This is a genomic window from Sphingobacterium chungjuense, from assembly GCF_011316935.1.
In the GTDB taxonomy this organism is placed as follows: Bacteria; Bacteroidota; Bacteroidia; order Sphingobacteriales; family Sphingobacteriaceae; genus Sphingobacterium; species Sphingobacterium chungjuense.
The window spans coordinates 216,619-235,229 of the sequence record NZ_WLYS01000004.1; the positions used below are offsets into that span (position 1 = coordinate 216,619).

An 18,611-nucleotide genomic window follows, 5' to 3' on the forward strand; every position below is an offset into this window, starting at 1 on the left:
CGTTTACATCAACTATTAAAAAAATCAATTCGTTAATCTGTATACCGCGTGGTCATCTTTTTGGTGATATAGATTACTCCGATTACAAAACAGATAGCACCTATAATAATTGGATACCAAAGTCCTTCTAGATAAAAATCGATCTTACCCTCACTTTGCGCATTGGAAACGAAGTAGGTTGAGATCGCAGGCAACAACCCTCCAAAAATTCCGTTTCCAATATGATAAGGCAAAGACATCGAAGTATACCGTATGCGTACTGGAAAGAGTTCGACCAAAAAAGCTGCAATTGGCCCATAAACCATTGTCACAAACAGTACCTGTATCCAAACCAGAAAAGTCAAACTCCATTTGTCAGCACTATTCACCTCTATAGATTTAGCCTGTGTTATCTGCGTTTTTCCACTAACGATCTTCGCCACACCATTTTCCAGATGTAAGGTACGCGTTTCCTTAACGGTAGTACCGTCTTCAAAATACCGTGTCGTTGTAAACACCGAATCCTGCGTATCTCCCAACTTCTTTAGCGCATTGGTTTCCGTTCGTTGTTCTACCATTTCTGTTTTATGCTCCAGATTGGTCGTTTGGTACATTTTTTCATAAATCGCGCGGTACGATAGAATAGCGATCAGCATACCAGACATCATCACCGCCTTTCGACCAATTTTATCACTCAACCAACCAAAGAAGATGAAGAAAGGTGTGCCTCCTAACAAAGCCATCACTAAAATCGTAATCACCTGTTCGGGGTTTACAGACATGACGCGTTCTAAAAAGCTCATAGCATAAAACTGACCGGTATACCAGATCACTCCTTGCCCCATGGCTGCACCAAACAAAGCAAGCAATACAAACTTGAGATTGTATCTGTTGCCAAAACTTTCTTTGAGCGGGTTAGAAGATGTTTTACCTTCCGATTTTGCTTTCGCAAAGGCTGGGGATTCGCTCATATTCTTACGAATCAGGTAAGACACGTAGACCATCAAGATTGATACCCAAAAAGGGATACGCCAGCCCCACAAATCAAATTGCTCTGGCGTGAGCATGGTTCTGGTAAACAGAATGACTAGCAGCGATATAAATAGACCGACCGTAGCTGTCGTTTGAATCCAAGAAGTCCAAAATCCTTTCTGTCCTTTAGGCGCGTGTTCAGCTACGTACGTAGCTGCTCCACCGTATTCGCCCCCCAAGGCTAAACCTTGGAGCAAACGCATCAATAAGACAATAAATGGTGCGGCATATCCAATAGTTTCAAAACTCGGTACACAGCCGATAATGAAGGTGGCTCCACCCATCAATAACAAGGTGACCATGAACGTGTACTTTCGGCCGATGATATCACCTAAACGACCAAAGAACAACGCACCAAAAGGGCGAACGACAAAACCAGCCGCAAAGGTGGCTAATGTAGACAGAAATGCTGCGGTAGGATTGTCTGCAGGAAAAAACTTAGTAGAAAGCACAACGGCTAGACTTCCGAAAATATAGAAATCGTACCATTCGATCAACGTGCCCATAGAAGAAGCGGTAATAACGCTCCATATACTACTAGGCTTCTGCGGATTAGCATTGCTCATAAAATTTAGTTTTTTTGGTTATTTAAAGTTAAAAATCTTCTCGAATAGATCTGGTTTTATAAATAAATATGTAACTGGACGATAAAATCTCCTCGAGACCCATCTCGCTCGCCACCAATTGCACGAAAGATAGGTCTTGTAGAGTATTGTCCCGTAATTTTGGCGTGATGTCCATCTAAGAGCAGATTAGCACCTATATCGAACTGCGAACTTGCGGATTGCAATTGTTCAAAATTTTTGTACGTATAAGCTCCGAAAGGCTGCAAACGAACTTTTGGCTTTTCTTTCCATGTCGGGATAAGATAACCCGCCTGTGTATACCATATATTGCCGGTACCAATCATGGGTTGGAGGTTGCCCGGACCTGCCAACGCACGAGATCCAGTAAAATTTGGATCTTCGACGGCTAAATTCATAAGCCCCAAATTCCTAAGGTAGTTTGGCCCCATGTTGTAATTGTAGAATACAGAATACATCGTTAAGGCAGCTTTTCGTTCTGGCGTGCCAATCGGCAAATCCAAGAAAGCATCTGCAGAATATAATTTCATAGCGTGTTGACGGATGTCTCCAGCTACCATACTACGGGTAGATCTTGCTGCATTGTAAAAACCGACTCCCAGATTAAATACTCTTTTCGTGCCGAGATACGATCCGGTTTTGAACGGCAATAGGTTAGATTCTCTTTCCAAAAATTGGTATTCCACATAGCCACCCGTGGATAGTCGCGCGTTTCCATTATTGTCGACTGCGATGGCCTGATCTGGGCTTGCGGCGTTTAAAGGAGTTAGATTCGTAGCGAATGGTTTATTCACACTAAATCGATATTCTAAAGGGCCATATTTACCTTTTGCAAATAAACCCATCTGACGTGCAAACTGATCCGAATTTTCGATTAGTGGCCAATTGAATATCGGCGCGTCGAGCGTCATGATATTCAGTGTTGAAGTCATCGTAGATCGTGATAGCCCTGTGTAATAATGCAGACCACCACCGATCGACAAACTAAAAGGCTTATCAGCAGACGGTAATATGACAGCATATTCATTCCATGCGTCGTGGAAAAATATTCCAGGCTTTTTGCCGGCACCATTTGCACCCGTTCCAAGTGCATCGGGACCAGGCGCACCGCCTCCTACAAAAGACTGATTGTTGACACCAACATGTGTAAATACAAGATAACGAGGCGTGAGTTGCGCATACATCAGGAACCTTAGGCGGCGATTGGCGACATCATAACTTCTATTAGCCTCTTCGCCATTAATCATTGATCCTGGATTGCTTTGGGTAGATCTTGCCCATATCTGATTCCAGATTACAAATCGGACGTATTTTGATCCATCTTCATTTAAGTCTAATTTGATGCCAGAATCGTACTCCGAAGATCCCTGCCCAAAACCTGCTTGGCTCAGAAAAACCAAACATAGTATACCCATAAAAAACTTCATATCGAATCGTGTTGGTTATCAAATTGGTTAGCGTGCAACTATATACTAGCTGTGATAGTATCTTGCGAAGATTAAACATAATAGCGAAAACCATTATGAATTAAAATAATAAACCAATTTAATAATTAAATAATAAATTAGAAAATTTAATATCATTAAATATAATGTTGCATGTCTGAATTGACAGCTACGTCGAAAACAGTTTTACATTATTAAAATTCATTGTATGATCTAAGAATTATTGCTTACCTTTGCAGACCTTATTGTAGTGAGTACAGGAAGGATAGAATTTATCAATTAATTTATTAAAACAAAAGCAAGTGAATACGTTAAGTTACAAAACTGTCTCTGCTAACAAAAACACCGTAAACAAGGAATGGATCGTTGTTGACGCTGAAGGAGAGATTTTGGGGCGCTTGGCAAGCGAGATTGCGAAAGTGATCCGCGGCAAACACAAGCCTACATTCACCCCACACGTAGACTGTGGAGATAATGTAATCGTTATCAACGCAGACAAAATTAAGTTGACAGGAAACAAATTGGGCGACAAAGTATATGTTCGCTACACAGGCTACCCAGGTGGTCAACGTTTTGTTTCTCCAAAAGAATTAATGGCAAAACACCCAGAGCGCATCATTGAGAAAGCGGTACGTGGTATGTTGCCTAAAAACCGTTTGGGCCGTGAGCTATTCAGAAACCTTTTTGTTTATGCTGGTTCTGAGCACAAGCACGAGGCACAAAATCCAAAAACTGTTAAATTTTAAGGAGATTCATTATGTCAACAACTAATACTTCAGGTAGAAGAAAGACTGCTGTTGCCCGCATCTACTTAGCTGCAGGTAGCGGTAACATTACCGTGAACGGTAAAGACTACACGGTATATTTTCCAACTTTGCCATTGCAATACATTGCTACTCAATCTTTGAATGTAGCAGAATCATTGGCCAACTTTGATGTTAAAGTAAACGTACAAGGTGGAGGCGTTAAAGGACAAGCAGAAGCTGTACGTCTGGCAATCGCTAAAGCATTGGTAGAATTAGACCCGGAAGTGAAACCAGCTTTACGTGCTAAAGGTTTGATGACACGCGATGACCGTATGGTTGAGCGTAAGAAACCAGGACGTCGCAAAGCGCGTAGAAGATTCCAATTCAGTAAACGTTAATCAAAGGAGGATCACAAAATGGCAAGAACAACATATCAAGATTTATTGGATGCAGGTGTGCACTTTGGTCACCTTACCCGTAAATGGGATCCGAAAATGTCTAAGTACATTTTCATGGAGCGTAATGGCATCCACATCATTGACTTGAACAAAACACTTACGAAATTGGAAGAAGCTGCTTCAGCTATCAAACAAATCGTAAAATCAGGTCGTAAAGTATTATTCGTAGCAACGAAAAAACAAGCTAAAGAAATCATCGCGCAACAAGCGAAAGATGTTAGCATGCCTTTCGTTACAGAGCGTTGGTTAGGTGGTATGCTTACCAACTTCGCAACCGTACGCAAGTCTATCAAGAAGATGGGTAACATTGACAAGATGCAAAAAGACGGTACTTACGACGTATTATCTAAAAAAGAGAAATTAATGATTCAGCGTGAGCGTATCAAGTTAGAAAACCTTCTTGGAGGTATTGCTGACCTAAACCGTCTTCCAGCTGCATTATTCATCGTAGACGTTAAGAAAGAGCACATCGCCGTTGCAGAAGCAATGAAATTAAACATTCCTACTTTTGCGATGGTTGATACCAACTCTGACCCTACTAACATTGATTTCCCAATCCCTGCGAATGATGACGCGACTAAGTCGATCAACCTGATTGCAGAAGTAATTGGTAAAGCAATTCAAGAAGGTCTTGATGAGCGTAAGCGCGATAAAGAAGATGAGGCTGAGAAAGAAGCAGCCGCTTCTAAAGCAGCTATCGATAACGGCGCAGAAGTTGCGGAAGATGCAACTGCCGGAAAACGCACTCGTAAAGCAAAAGACGTAGAATAATCATTCTACCGACTAAAGCCGGACAGACAAGTGCTCGTTTCTGGAAGCTTCTGCTTCTGTAAACTAGCTTGCCTCTCCGGTTTTTTACTTATTCATTATTAGGCTAACAATCAGGTCATATCAGTACCTTATTTTGTTGGTCAGGAAACAGATCTAAACTATAAAATAAACATATCATGTCAGTACAAATTTCTGCATCAGATGTAAACAAATTGCGTCAACAAACCGGCGCAGGTATGATGGATTGTAAAAAAGCTTTAGTAGAGGCTAATGGTGACTTCGAAGCTGCAGTAGATTACCTTCGTAAAAAAGGTGCTAAAGTAGCTGCTAGCCGTCAAGATCGTGACTCTAACGAAGGTGTTATCATTGCTAAATCTACTGCTGATGGCAAATCAGGTATCGTAGTAGAAGTAAACTGTGAGACTGACTTCGTAGCTAAAAATGCTGACTTCGTCGCTTTCGCTGAAAAAATCGCTGACTTAGCATTGACTAGCCAACCTGCATCTTTAGAAGAGTTGAAAGGTCTTGAATTGGACGGTCGCAAAGTAGCAGAATACTTGATCGAGCAAACTGGTGTAATCGGTGAGAAAATCGACGTTTCTAAATACGAAGTAGTAACTGCTGATAAAGTAGTAGCTTACGTTCACGGTAACTACCGTTTGGGCGTATTAGTAGGTCTTTCTGCTGATGCTGCTGGCGTAGAAGAAGCTGGTAGAGATGTAGCCATGCAAATTGCAGCAATGAACCCTGTAGCAATCGACAAAGACGGCGTAGATTCTCAAACGATCGAGCGTGAGTTGGAAATTGCGAAAGAGCAAATCCGTGCGGAAGGTAAACCAGAAGAAATGGTAGAAAAAATCGCTTCTGGAAAATTGAACAAATTCTACAAAGACAACACCTTGTTGAACCAAGAATTTGTGAAAGATTCTTCGAAATCTATCGCTCAATTCTTAGATAGCGTAAGCAAAGGTTTGACAGTTACTGCTTTCAAACGCGTGCAATTAGGCGCATAGTTTTAAAGAAAATAACCTTGAAAACCCTGTATCGGAATACCGATACAGGGTTTTTTTTTGCGTAGAGCAACCTCATAAATACCACCAAACATCAACCAAATGATGGCTGAATTATCCACTCAGTAGCTCCCCTCACTGAAATACTTTTCGTATCACGCAGGCGAATACCGTTTTCTCATTTGAGACACACATGAGACGGAATGGTAAGTATTTGAGACAGATGTGCAATTTTATTTATCTGCACTTCATGAAATTTAGTACTTGAAGACCATTGCAATTGATGGTGGTTTTCAAAACTGCTAACCCAGTAAACCACGTGTTTCTTTAGTAAATCATTTTCCTAAAAGAGTACCTGTAATAAAGTAATAAACCCCGAACGATGGCTAGACATCGGCGAAGTTCATTGCATACTAACGCCAAAATAAACTACTTGCTAAATATGACTTATGAGAGCTAAAACCTTTTATTATTTGACGACTGCGTCGGCTGTTGCAAGACAGGTTTTGAATTATGTATACAGAAAGGGACGATCACGCTCCGGATAAAATCAACTCCAAAATAAAGCTAATCATAGGCTACTCTCCATCTGCTTTCGAGAGTTAGTACAATCATTAAACAAATTTGTTCATGCTCATGAACAAGCTGTTATTACTAATAATTAACCTAATAGATTATGAATGTAAATGATTTGAATCAAAATCAAAGGGTACGCTGCAAAATGTGCTGTAAGAGATGCGGCATTATACTCAAACTCTTACCTATACTGTGTTTATACTTTCTAATCCCTACTCATGTGGCACTTGCTCGGGGCGAGCGGAAAATTGAATCAAAACTACTTGCTGTTCAACGTCCATTTAGCGGTGTAGTTACCAATACTCAAAATGCGACTTTGACTGGTGTCACCGTAACCGAAAAAGGAACTAATAATAGCGTAACTACAGATCAAAATGGAGCATACAACATTACGCTTAGAAATCCTCAAAATGCCGTCTTGGTTTTCCAATATATAGGACACCATCCTGTAGAACGCAACGTAACAGCAGGCAGCAACAGTATCAACGTAGTGATGGAAGAAGATGAAACTGCACTCGAAGAAGTGGTGGTCACGGGTTTCGGAATGACGCAAAAGAAAGAATCGCTAACCGGTTCTATTTCGGTGATCGGATCCAAAGATATCAGTAGATCTCTATCGCCTAATGTATCTGGAGCACTCGTTGGTAAAATTCCGGGTTTGAATTTTCGACAAACCGACGGTAGACCTGGAGCTACGACCAATATTCAAATACGTAACATGGGCAATCCATTATATGTGATTGATGGTGTGCAAAAAGATGCTGCTCAATTCAACAATTTAGACTTCAATGATATAGAGTCCATTTCGGTGTTAAAAGATGCCTCAGCAGCCATATACGGTGTGCGCGCCGCCAATGGCGTTATAGTCGTTACGACCAAGCGTGGTGGACTCAATACGAAAAATACCGTCAGTTTGACCTCTAATTTTGGATTACAGAATCTATCCACATTTCCACGACCAGCAGATGCCGTAACCTATATCGAAAATTACATCCAATCAGAAACGGTACAAGGAGTAAGTAATTATAGGTATACGGAAAGCGACTTAGCAAAATGGCGCATGGGTACAGAAAAAGGATATGAACCATTTGACTGGTACGACTTCATCTGGAAAACTGCTCCTCAAAACTACATCAATGCTAACGTTTCGGGTGGTTCAGACAAGATCAGCTATTTTTTTAGTGTAGGTAATCTTAATCAGAAAGATGTCATTAAGAATTATGGTGGTTTCAACCGTACAAACGTACAAATGAACATCACCACCAACATAACGGATAAATTTCAGGTACGCGCTACCATGAATGCCAGACATCAGACAAAAGTGAACCCGGGCGTACCGGGCGAAGATGACTTGTGGCTACCGCGCTTTGCTACATTCAGAAACTTACCCACCATTGGTCCGTTTGCCAATGGCAATCCTGATTATCCAACATTAACGTCCAATGATCCGGGCACCAATTTCGGTTGGTTAACTTATGATCTTGCTGGAAAATTTAAAGATACTAGGCGTGTAATTCAATTGAATTTTGATGCTTCTTATGAAATATTCGAAGGGCTGAAAGCAAGAGGATTAGTCGGGTATTCTTACAACAATCAGCGGATGGAAAATCACGAATTTACCTATCAATTGTATGGTTATGATGAAGCGACAGACACCTATCCGGTGATCTTTCAAAACAACAATCCATGGCGCGAACGCAGAATGGGACACGAGGAAGAGATGATTTCCAACATCCAATTACAATATGACAAAAACTTTAGTGGGCACAACCTGTCCGTACTTGCAGGTATGGAGAGCATTCTCCGTACAGAACCCACCAGTTGGTTACACACCATACCGGATGCCAATGCATTGAATTTGATTTATTTCCACAATATGGATCAGTATTCGGATGTGGGCGACAATCCGCAAGCACGACTTGGTTACATCAGTAAAATCAATTATGATTATCAAGGAAAGTATTTGTTGGAACTTATTGGCCGATTGGACGGTTCTTGGAAATTTCCGACTAACGATCGGTGGGGATTCTTCCCCGGTGTCACGGCGGGTTGGGTTCCTTCTGAAGAAAATTTTTGGAAAAATAGCCGCATCGGAAAGTTCGTTAATCACTTTAAACTGAGAGGTTCCTACGGAATCGTGGGACAAGATGATACGCCAGGGTATGCACCATTCGATTATTTAGCAGGCTACAATTACCGTCAAGGGGGAGCAATCATCGATGGAGAATATGTGCTAGGTACACAACCCCGCGGATTGCCCGTAACTACGCTATCTTGGTTACGCGCCGAAATGGTGAATATCGCTTTTGATGCGGGCATGTTACAAAACCGTTTAACGACAACTTTTGAACTATTTCAAAGACATCTTACTGGCTTGCCTGCCGCTCGCTATGATGTTTTGTTGCCTATGGAAGTCGGATTTGGTTTACCAAACGAGAACCTAAACTCGGATAAACTGAGAGGATTTGAAGGAGTTGTACGGTGGACAGATCGACTTAATGATTTCACTTACTCCCTTGCGGGTAACGTAACCTATTCACGCTTTTATGATTGGAATCGCTATCGCCCGCGTTTTAGTAATTCGTGGGATGAATACCGCAGTTCGCTCGTACAACGATATGGTTACCTCAATTGGGGTTTAGAGTCGGACGGTCAATTCCAAAGTTGGGAAGAGATCGCTAGCTGGTCAGTAGATAATGACAGACAAGGTAACCGTACGCTAAGACCGGGTGATATCAAGTATGTAGATCAGAACGGTGATGGTGTGATCAATCATTTGGACGAACGCCCTATCGGATACCGTCAAGACTCTACACCGATTCTTAATTTTGGTCTTAATTTTTCATTTGGGTATAAAGGATTTGATTTGGCATTGGATTTTTCAGGAGGTGGCCTCAACACCTTTTACAAAGAATGGGAAATGCGTAATCCATTCCATGATGGTGGAAATAATCCACAATATTATTTTGATAACACGTGGAAACTATCCGATATCTGGGACGCCAACAGCGAATTGATCCCCGGAGATTATCCTATGCCACTCATTGGTAATAGTGCACACAGCAATTACTGGAACAGCGACTTCTGGAAGCAATCTGTACGATACATCAAATTGAGGAACCTAGATTTCGGCTATTCGCTCCCACAACGTTTATTAGAGCCTCTATCCATGTCTGGACTTCGTGTATATTTTTCTGGACAGAACTTATTTACTTGGACAAACCTGATTGGAATTGATCCAGAAATGGATGCTACCAATGGCTTAGGCTATCCGACCTTTCGCATCATGAACTTAGGGGTCAATATTAGGTTTTAAGATATTGGGATAATCCGTATTAGCATAAAAAGAAATGAATATGAAAACTACTTCTATATCAATTTTCAAGATAATATTGCTCTTCTGTAGCATGATACATCTACAAAGTTGTTCAGACTTTCTAGAAAGGCAGCCCGATCAAATTCTTACAGACGATCAGATCTTTGGCGACAAAGTTATGATACGATCCGTATTGGCCAATTTTTATGGCCGAGTGACTTGGGGGCAGCATATCGGTGACTGGTACTCGTTTACAGTTTTAGACGAAGCGGGAAAATCCGATCAAGGACCAGACAATATGCAAAACTTCGGCAACGAGCATTGGCGCGTATCCAACTATGAATTGATACGCAACTTCAATCAATTCCTAAAGGGTCTGCGCGAATCAACTGTATTAAATGATACCGAAAAACAAGAATATGAAGGCGAGGTGAGATTTCTGCGCGCATGGACCTATTTCAACATGTGCCGCGGACTTGGCGGCATGCCTATTGTCGGCGATGAAGTGTTTGAGTACATCAGCGGCATGGATGTAGGCTCATTACAGTATCCGCGCGCTACGGAAGCCGAAATGTATGATTATATCATTGCCGAATGTGAAGCAGCATCGCTTATGCTTCCTGCAAGCACCAATACCAATGCGGCACGCGCCAATCGCTGGGTAGCACTGATGTTGAAAGCTAGATCGGCCATCTATGCCGGCTCGCTAGCGAATTACAATAATAAAATGACAAGTCCTATCCGGACGTCAGGCGGTGAAGTGGGTATTCCGGCAAACTTAGCGAATGGCTATTACGAAACGGCATTGCAAGCGGCGCAAGAAGTCATCAATACGAGTCCTTATAGCCTACAACTAACTAAGCCTGATGATCTAGAGCGCAATTTCTATGAGGCGCTTAGTGTCAAAACCAATAATACGGAAGTGATTTGGGCACGAGATCACGGCTATCCAGGCGAGGGACAGCAGGTTAATTTTACGACCATGAATATCCCTGGATCTCATGCCGAAGATATTGATCGTGCCGCAGCAGGCCCTATCTTAAATCTGGTAGAAGATTTCGAATATGTGAATAATCGCAATGGTGATATCAAAATTCGAGACGATCAAGGTAATTTTATTTTTTACGATGATCCATTGGATGCCTTTGCCAATAAGGATGCGCGCTTAGGCGGTTCGGTCATCTTGCCGAATGCTTTATTTCGGGGTACTGCCGTCGAAATCCAAGCAGGACAAAAAGTTTGGAACAATGGTACTTGGCAAACGGTGACCAGCACGCCAGGAGAAACGGATAATGCTGGCCGAGTAATTACATCAGCCAACGGCCCAAACCGTTCTAACGAACAGTTCATCAATAAGAGTGGTTTCTTCTTCCGCAAGTTTTTAGACGAGACGCCCGGCGCTTCCACCCGAGGGCGCAATAGTGATATGTGGTTTCCCAGATTCCGGTTCGCGGAAGCCGTATTAATTGCTGCAGAAGCTGCTTTAGAATTAGGACAACAGAGTATTGCATTGAGTTATATCAATCAAATTCGCAGTCGGGCGGGCATCCAACCTTTGGCCGCCATATCTATAGACGATATTATCCAAGAAAGACGTGTAGAATTTGCTTTTGAAAACCATCGTTATTGGGATTTGAAGCGTTTCCGCCGCGCACATATCATCTGGAATGGCGTGGTGAATAGTGCTACCGCTCAGCACTGGGCATTGTTCCCTTACCTTGTGGTCGCTCCTGGCACGCCAAATGATGGAAAATACGTATTTGATCGCCTAACGTTCAGTAATTCGTTACATCCAAGGTTTTTCGAATTGCGCAACTACTATAATTTCATTGATTTGGGCTGGCAGAATGCGAATCCAAAGATTGTACTAAACCCTTTTCAGTAGCCTATTAATTTGAATTATGATGAAAAATATATTATATACCTTATCCATCTTTACTGTACTAACGATTGTTAGTTGTGGATTGGACAATCGTGACGAACCTGAATCGACTATTCGCGGACGCGTAGTCTACAATGGCGAGGCGGTTGGCGTAAGAGGCACAGGTGAAGCTGTACAATTGCAGCTATTCCAAGATGGCTATGAGTTAAGAAATCCTGTCCCCGTATACGTTACACAAGACGGAACTTTTGAAATCAAAATATTTGATGGAGAATATAAACTAGTAACAAGAAATAATAATGGACCCTGGGTAAACGATCGGGATACGACCGTAGTTCGCCTTCAAGGCGTTACCGATGTGGATCTAGAAGTCACACCATTATTTACGTTGTCTAACGTCTCGCTAGCGCTCAATGGAGGAAGTTTGTCCGCAAGCTTTCAGGTCAACCAAGTAACGCAGGGATGGGATATCGATTATGCCACGATTGTGGTTGGACGAACCTTATTTGTAGATGATGTTTCTTACACTGCCAGACGCGACTTAAGCAATGTAAACACTGGGGTACTCATAACGGAATCATTAGATTTGACCGAGAATGCTGATTTCAAAAATGGCCGAGCATTGTATGCTAGAATTGGGCTACGAGCAGCCGGTAAAGATCAGTCTATTTATTCGCAAGTAATCAAAATCAGATCGCTAATAGAATAAAGAAATTGATTTATAGATTGTAAATCAATAGCTCAAATTAAAAAGACTCTTAGTTTTCGCTAAGAGTCTTTTTAGTTACTATTCCTATAAATTATCTGCTAAAACAGTTTCAAGCCTATAATACCGGCTACAATAAGTGACGCTGATAGCATACGAGCTATATTGGCAGAATCACCAAAGAACAATATACCTACAACAAGCGTTCCGACGGCACCAATTCCTGTCCATACCGCATAGGCTGTACCTATAGGAATCGTCTTCTGCGCCATAAAAAGAAGTGTACCACTCACCGCCATCGAAAATATGGCTAATGCAATCCACGGCAACTTATTGGCTCCGGGATTTTGCGCCATCTTCAAACCAATTGGCCATCCAATCTCGAATAGCCCTGCGAAAACTAATGCTAACCAATTCATGAAATTTATTATTTGAATACTGGCACAATAATCGACAATTGAACTTAGTAACACTAAAAATTCTGACCGAAACTTCCGACTTAGACACCGAAGCGTCGATAAGACCACGAGATACAGAGTAAATTGTTACAATCTTACCGTTAAGTTTAAATCATCATAAGGACTCATAAGTGCAAATATTGCATATAGTATTAAATTATTTACGTACAAGATTAAACCTTTTTTAAAGTAAAAATTCATATATACAAGTAAAATCACTTCATTTGCTACTGCAAACTGAAGCAATAATAATTTTTTAAGGTTTATAATCACACAACGTTTAAAGTAGGTATTGCCAAAGTTCAATTGGAATTTAAATAACTCCAAATTCAATTTTGTCGCATCTCGTTATTACGAATAATTGAGTAGCCCGTACGTAGATGATCGGCGACAAAAACGAAATAGACCAGCACTAAATCAAAGCAATTAATACAATATTTATAATTATTAGATTATGGGAAAAACAGCGGTTGAGCAACACTTCCATGATATTATGGAACCCCTCGTAGGCTTTGGTCTCCAAAAATATCAAATCAAATCTTTTGAGACCAGAGGTTTGTTACGCGAAAGTGCAGGCGGAATATTATATTCAGGCCAGAGTACTAAAGTTAGAGAACTGCTGTATGCATTTCAAGATGGTGAGCTAAACTCTTGCATTTTGATGTTTAATATGCAGGAGATAAATATTGCATCAGACGTAGCTAGATTTTATGCCGAGCGTTACAAACTATCGGGCAAGATCGGTGATATGTACATGTTTGAAGCGCCAGACCAATCGTTCTCTGTAGCGGTATCCACCAATCAAGAGATGGGATTGCATGCGATGTATCTACGAAATCAAAAGAAAGAAATATTAAACTGATACGACTGATTGCAAGGTCGTATTAGCATTTTTGATTATCAAACCAAATCGTAAATCGGCTCTCCAACCATTATTATTTGGCGGATTACTGCCCTGATATACTTAGATTGGATTTTCAGAAACCATATTTTAGCAATTCCGCTTATTCTGTACAGGAATGATAACCTTCAGTTTATTTCAGGTTCGCTTTCGCTGGAGCAGGAAATAAATAGGTATGCCCGTCATTGCAATCATTAAGCCTGGCCACGTAAAATCAGGCTTATAAATGATGAGCAACACGCAAAATAATAAACCCATCAGTATATATAAGGCGGGCAACAATGGATAGCCTACTGCTCGATACGGTCTAGGCAAATCAGGTTTTTTAATACGCAGAATATAAACTCCTACAATCGTAACGACGTAGAACAGTACGGCCACAAAAGTAATCATGTCTAATAAATCCCCATAGGTGCCACTCAAACAAAGAAGTGATGCCATCATAGCTTGATACCATAAAGCATAAGCCGGGACAGCGTATTTATTTAGTTGAGCAGAAGATTTAAAAAACAATCGATCTTGTGCCATGGTATAATAAACTCGTGCGCCCGAAATAATCAATCCATTGTTGCACCCAAATGTGGCGACCATTATCAGTATCGCGATAATACCAGTACCTAGCTCTCCAAAAATATTTTGAGATGCTGCAATACCCACACGGTCTTTATCTGCGTACGCAATTTCGTTCAGTGGCAATACTGCCATAAACATCAGATTTAATAAAACATATATAAGTGTTACGACAGATACGCCAATCAGTAGGCTCAGGCCGATATTTCTCTTTGGATTTTGAATTTCTCCCGATACAAATGTGACATTGTTCCAGGCTTCGTAGCTCATAATAGCTCCGACCAGTGCTGCTGCTATTCCTCCACCCAAATCTGGCAGCGTGTGATACAGTTCGACTTCATTGTCTGGTAGCAGCTTTTTTATTTGCCACATTTCCGACCAATTTAGATCCCATACTGATGGACTCAAGAAAACAAATCCAAAAACAATCAACCCACCAATACTCAATACTTTTGTGATAGTAAATATTGTTTGAATAGTTTTCCCACTTTTAATCCCTTTAGTATTGACATAAGTAAGCGCAAAGATCAACAAAACAGCAGCTAATTGAGCCGGTGATAGCGTAAAATTACCTATTTGAAATACAATGATATTTTCACTAAGTCCTGGTAGAAAGTATGCTAAAAATTTAAAAAATGAAACACCCACAGCTGCAATAGTTCCAGTCTGAATTACGGCAAAAAGACTCCAACCATACACAAAGGCGACTAGTGGATTATAAGCTTCTTTCAAATACACATACTGTCCTCCAGCTTTGGGAAACATACCACTAAGCTCGCCATAGCTCAATGCTGCGATCAACGTCATTACTCCACCCAGAACCCACACACCGATAAACCCTCCAGCCGAACCAATCTGACGCATAATGTCAGCGCCGACTATAAAAATACCAGATCCCACCATGCTACCTACTACAATGGATATAGCGTCGATTAATCGAATTTCTTTCTTTAAGGATGATTTTTGCATACGCGGCAAAATCTATATTTTAATGGTGCAACTGATTATAAATCGTCTTCCCCTGTTTGATTGTTTCTAGCACCTCTACATGCCTCAAGGTACTGGGGTCTATTTGAGTGATATCATGCGAAAGGATCACGAGATCTGCTAGCTTTCCCGGTTCGATAGACCCTTTAATAGCTTCTTCATGATATTGATAAGCGCCATTGATCGTTACGGTACGTAGTGCTTCTAGCACTGTCAATCGTTCGTCAGCACCTATAATCTGGCCTGATCTGGTTTCCCGATTTATGGCTGTCCAAAGCAGAAATAATTGATTCACCGGTGTCACTGGATAATCGGTATGATTGGTCGCGATGATTCCGCGATCCCTGACCGATTTAAGTGGACTTAAAAAACTTGCCCTATCTACGCCTAAATTCCGGACGTGCACATCTCCCCAAAAAAAAGCATGATTGCTAAAAAAAGCTGGAATAACTCCCAAATCGTAATATCGATCGAGTTGGTCAGGCCGTACAAACTGGGAATGTATCGACACTGGGCGATATTCAGCAGTGGCAATCCCCAATCGCGCATTGGCATAGTCGATTGCCTGCAAATACATATCGATAGTAGCATCTCCATTACAATGTACAAATGGTCTTATTCCCTGCTGGAACGTTTTTAAAATAAAGGCATTGAACTGCTGTTGATCTATTGTCGGAAAGCCAACGCAATCACCGTGATCGCATCCAGGCACTTCAGTCAGATAGGGCTCGGAGAAGTAGGCCGTTTTTCCTTGCGGGGAACCATCGGCGATGAGTTTGGCACCAGCTAGTTTGAGATGATTTTTTAGCTCGCCAAATACAAAACTCGTATCGGCCATTACCTCTTCTAAATAATCCGCCGCGGGTAGTGATTCTATATCAATAAATAATCTCTGGCGATTGGAGGCCTCTTGCAGCAGCTTTAAGTTAGATAAATTAGTGAGGCCTTCTTGCGCTGTCGTAATACCATGGCTCGCATACAGCAATTGTTGTTCATCTAGCGCGACCAAACGTTTCTCCAGTGATAAGGAAGTCTCGGGTGGTATCGCTAGTAGCGCTTTGGCATTCTCTTGCAATAATCCAGTCAACTCTCCGGTTTGGGCGTCTTTCTCTATCGCACCACCAGTAGGATTTGGCGTAAGCATATCAACCCCCGAAATATGCAATGCGGCCGAGTTGGCCACCCCCATATGGCCGTTGATGTTTAAGATAAAAACCGGTGTGTTGGGAAATGCTTTATCTAATTCTTTTTTGGTAGGATGGCGACCTTCGGTCAATTGATCCTGATCGTATCCAAATCCAAGCACCCACTCATCTAAAGCTAAATTTCTCTCTTGCTGAAATCTTACAAGAGCATTGACAAGATCATTGATATCGCGCATCTCTCCCATGGGGGGCGATCCTAAGTAAACTCTTGGAGTGGAAAACAAACCTAGGAAATGACTATGACCATCAATAAAGCCCGGAATCATGGTTTTACCTGCCAAATCTATGATCGTAGATTTGGGAGTTTGTAAGGTAAGTACTTGTGCGGTGCTACCTACAGCCAAAATCTTACCGTCCGCCACGGCCACCGCTTCTAAAATCCTGTCGGCAGAATCCACGGTAATAACACGTCCGTTTACGTATAATGTTTGTGCTTGCATTTTTAAACAGAACCAACAAACACAGCTTAATAGTAGTATTTTTTCAATTTTCATTATTTTTATAAAATGAGTGATTTCCTATTATCTTGCCAATGGATTATAGGCAATTTCTCCACTGGGAATAGGCCATACATAATTGGCATCTGTAGGCAATATTCGGGGAGCTACACCTGCATTGCCTATTTTAGCTGGGAGCGGCTGCACTGTTCTAAAAAGCTCCCAAGAACGAAAGCCTTCACCAAGCAATTCGATCCGTTTCTCCGTGAAAATAAGTTGCACCAATGCTGCTTGGTTTTCAGCTGGCGCTCCGAAGACAAAATTCGGATCGGAGCGATGCCTCACCGCTTCTAAAAGTGTCTTAGCTCTGCTTAGCTGATTCAATTGAGCGGCTGCTTCCGCATAGTTTAATAGCACTTCGGCATATCGTACTAGTGGCACATAGTCCATAAAAGGGGCTGCATTATTTGGAAACTTGTTTAGCAAGCGTTGACCACTAGCATTGTTTATGATGAGATTTCGACGTGCATCGTCCGAATTAGCCGCAAAAACGTCATGGGCTACAATGCCCGCCGTGTTTAAGTAGGTAACCGGAGATAAATAATTGAATGCTAAAGCACGTTGCTGCGAAGGCGCTTCTGTAGGAATGATAAAAGGCACGGAAAAAATCGCTTCTGTACCAGTGTAAGAGCCAGAAAATATCGGTGCTATAGTTGACTCTAGAGAATGACTAAGACCTACTGCCTGATATTGGAAAGGTGGTGAAGGAGGCACTAACTTTGCGGCCTCTTCTATGACCATATTGTAATTAGATTGCGTAAGGTAAACGCGCGTTTTTAGTGCAATCGCGGTCGCTTTATGTGCTCTTGACACCGTTAATAGTGCATTAGAATGGGCGATCGGTAAATCTTCTTCCGCGGCATCTAAATCCAATAGGATTTGATTGTACACTTCGCGAACCGTACTAAACGCCAGCTGGTTGTTCCCACCAGATAAATTAGGGGATAACCGAAGTGGCAAAGCTAAATTATCCGGATTTTGGTTAAACGGCCGTGCATAAGTCTGCACCAAACCAAAATAAGCAAACGCCCGGACAAACCGCGCTTCAGCGGCATACGCGTCGCGTGTCTCCGTAGGAAGGAACGACTGTGCTGCGAGTTGATCTAATAGTATATTAGCGGAGTTGATCGTTTGGTAGGCGGTTTCCCATACGGCATTTACAAAAAATCCTGATGATGAAATACTCTGATTCCAAACATTAGCACCCGTTTCATTATTGCCATCATTCTGGCTAAACTCATCGCCACGCTGCTCGTTAAAAAGAATACCTTGACCACCAAAGTATAAGGGACTCCCAAGCAGACCGTACAATCCATTGACTTGTGCCAATATTTTTTCGGGTGTGTTGTAGGCTTCTGCTTCAGATATGCTCGTGGCCGGTATCAAGTCAAGTGGATCACTTTGGCAGGCTGTTAGTATTATGATTACGTATACTTGTGATACCATCATTCCTAATCTAAATAGCTTTTTAGCATATAATACATTCAT

Annotated in this window: 14 protein-coding genes; 8 read left to right on the forward strand and 6 right to left on the reverse strand. The window is 41.7% G+C overall.

All coding sequences use genetic code 11. The annotated features are described in order from the left end of the window. Window positions 1-32: 32 nt before the first annotated feature. Together GKO22_RS11580 and GKO22_RS11585 are read right to left on the reverse strand one after the other, a co-directional pair. Window positions 33-1,577 (reverse strand): MFS transporter, encoded by a 1,545-nt coding sequence (locus tag GKO22_RS11580; protein ID WP_166335204.1) that lies wholly within the window; start codon window positions 1,575-1,577, stop codon window positions 33-35. Between the two features lie 56 nt (window positions 1,578-1,633). Further along, window positions 1,634-3,022, reverse strand: a complete 1,389-nt coding sequence (locus tag GKO22_RS11585) for a porin (RefSeq protein ID WP_166335206.1) — start codon at window positions 3,020-3,022, stop codon at window positions 1,634-1,636. A gap of 320 nt (window positions 3,023-3,342) precedes the next feature. Between GKO22_RS11585 and rplM the strand changes: the two genes are divergently transcribed. The 7 genes from rplM to GKO22_RS11620 all read left to right on the forward strand — a co-directional run bounded on the left by rplM (window position 3,343) and on the right by GKO22_RS11620 (window position 12,508). Further along, on the forward strand, window positions 3,343-3,786 hold the full coding sequence (rplM, locus tag GKO22_RS11590) for a 50S ribosomal protein L13 (protein ID WP_166335208.1): 444 nt from the start codon (window positions 3,343-3,345) through the stop codon (window positions 3,784-3,786). A gap of 11 nt (window positions 3,787-3,797) precedes the next feature. Continuing rightward, window positions 3,798-4,184, forward strand: a complete 387-nt coding sequence (rpsI, locus tag GKO22_RS11595; protein WP_116774197.1) for a 30S ribosomal protein S9 — start codon at window positions 3,798-3,800, stop codon at window positions 4,182-4,184. An 18-nt stretch (window positions 4,185-4,202) separates the two neighbouring features. Continuing rightward, on the forward strand, window positions 4,203-5,015 hold the full coding sequence (gene rpsB, locus GKO22_RS11600; RefSeq protein ID WP_116774196.1) for a 30S ribosomal protein S2: 813 nt from the start codon (window positions 4,203-4,205) through the stop codon (window positions 5,013-5,015). Between the two features lie 176 nt (window positions 5,016-5,191). Next, window positions 5,192-6,028, forward strand: coding sequence for a translation elongation factor Ts (gene tsf, locus GKO22_RS11605; RefSeq protein WP_166335210.1), 837 nt, complete (start codon window positions 5,192-5,194; stop codon window positions 6,026-6,028). A gap of 793 nt (window positions 6,029-6,821) precedes the next feature. Continuing rightward, window positions 6,822-9,917, forward strand: a complete 3,096-nt coding sequence (locus GKO22_RS11610) for a SusC/RagA family TonB-linked outer membrane protein (protein ID WP_206367887.1) — start codon at window positions 6,822-6,824, stop codon at window positions 9,915-9,917. A gap of 91 nt (window positions 9,918-10,008) precedes the next feature. Next, window positions 10,009-11,802, forward strand: a complete 1,794-nt coding sequence (locus GKO22_RS11615) for a RagB/SusD family nutrient uptake outer membrane protein (RefSeq protein ID WP_240920279.1) — start codon at window positions 10,009-10,011, stop codon at window positions 11,800-11,802. 16 nt (window positions 11,803-11,818) lie between these two features. Next, window positions 11,819-12,508 (forward strand): DUF3823 domain-containing protein, encoded by a 690-nt coding sequence (locus GKO22_RS11620; RefSeq protein WP_166335216.1) that lies wholly within the window; start codon window positions 11,819-11,821, stop codon window positions 12,506-12,508. Between the two features lie 98 nt (window positions 12,509-12,606). Here GKO22_RS11620 and GKO22_RS11625 read toward each other — a convergent pair whose 3' ends face one another. Beyond that, window positions 12,607-12,924 carry a DMT family transporter gene (locus GKO22_RS11625; RefSeq protein WP_166335218.1) on the reverse strand — a complete coding sequence of 106 codons (318 nt, stop codon included), beginning with the start codon at window positions 12,922-12,924 and terminating at the stop codon, window positions 12,607-12,609. A gap of 493 nt (window positions 12,925-13,417) precedes the next feature. Here GKO22_RS11625 and GKO22_RS11630 point away from each other — a divergent pair, with 493 nt between their 5' ends. Further along, entirely contained in the window at window positions 13,418-13,825 is a 408-nt protein-coding gene (locus tag GKO22_RS11630) for a hypothetical protein (protein WP_166335220.1), read from the forward strand. A 177-nt stretch (window positions 13,826-14,002) separates the two neighbouring features. On the opposite strand, the gene GKO22_RS11635 is transcribed toward GKO22_RS11630, so the two are convergent. The 3 genes from GKO22_RS11635 to GKO22_RS11645 form a co-directional block, all read right to left on the reverse strand. Further along, window positions 14,003-15,403: an APC family permease gene (locus GKO22_RS11635; RefSeq protein ID WP_166335222.1), complete on the reverse strand. Its 1,401-nt coding sequence runs from the start codon at window positions 15,401-15,403 to the stop codon at window positions 14,003-14,005. A 19-nt stretch (window positions 15,404-15,422) separates the two neighbouring features. Then, a complete protein-coding gene (locus GKO22_RS11640; RefSeq protein WP_166335224.1) occupies window positions 15,423-17,066 on the reverse strand; it encodes an amidohydrolase in 1,644 nt (547 codons plus the stop codon). Window positions 17,067-17,147: 81 nt separating this feature from the next. Beyond that, window positions 17,148-18,611: a RagB/SusD family nutrient uptake outer membrane protein gene (locus GKO22_RS11645; RefSeq protein WP_166335226.1), complete on the reverse strand. Its 1,464-nt coding sequence runs from the start codon at window positions 18,609-18,611 to the stop codon at window positions 17,148-17,150.

What these genes read in the sequence shown, in the direction of transcription:
- rpsI (WP_116774197.1), top strand. Translation starts at nt 3,798, where the DNA reads ATGTCAACAACTAATACTTCAGGTAGAAGAAAGACTGCTGTTGCCCGC.
- GKO22_RS11620 (WP_166335216.1), top strand. Translation starts at nt 11,819, where the DNA reads ATGATGAAAAATATATTATATACCTTATCCATCTTTACTGTACTAACG.
- GKO22_RS11635 (WP_166335222.1), bottom strand. Translation starts at nt 15,403, where the DNA reads ATGCAAAAATCATCCTTAAAGAAAGAAATTCGATTAATCGACGCTATA.
- GKO22_RS11630 (WP_166335220.1), top strand. Translation starts at nt 13,418, where the DNA reads ATGGGAAAAACAGCGGTTGAGCAACACTTCCATGATATTATGGAACCC.
- tsf (WP_166335210.1), top strand. Translation starts at nt 5,192, where the DNA reads ATGTCAGTACAAATTTCTGCATCAGATGTAAACAAATTGCGTCAACAA.
- GKO22_RS11585 (WP_166335206.1), bottom strand. Translation starts at nt 3,022, where the DNA reads ATGAAGTTTTTTATGGGTATACTATGTTTGGTTTTTCTGAGCCAAGCA.
- rpsB (WP_116774196.1), top strand. Translation starts at nt 4,203, where the DNA reads ATGGCAAGAACAACATATCAAGATTTATTGGATGCAGGTGTGCACTTT.
- GKO22_RS11580 (WP_166335204.1), bottom strand. Translation starts at nt 1,577, where the DNA reads ATGAGCAATGCTAATCCGCAGAAGCCTAGTAGTATATGGAGCGTTATT.
- GKO22_RS11640 (WP_166335224.1), bottom strand. Translation starts at nt 17,066, where the DNA reads ATGCAAGCACAAACATTATACGTAAACGGACGTGTTATTACCGTGGAT.
- GKO22_RS11625 (WP_166335218.1), bottom strand. Translation starts at nt 12,924, where the DNA reads ATGAATTGGTTAGCATTAGTTTTCGCAGGGCTATTCGAGATTGGATGG.
- GKO22_RS11615 (WP_240920279.1), top strand. Translation starts at nt 10,009, where the DNA reads ATGATACATCTACAAAGTTGTTCAGACTTTCTAGAAAGGCAGCCCGAT.
- GKO22_RS11645 (WP_166335226.1), bottom strand. Translation starts at nt 18,611, where the DNA reads ATGAATGTATTATATGCTAAAAAGCTATTTAGATTAGGAATGATGGTA.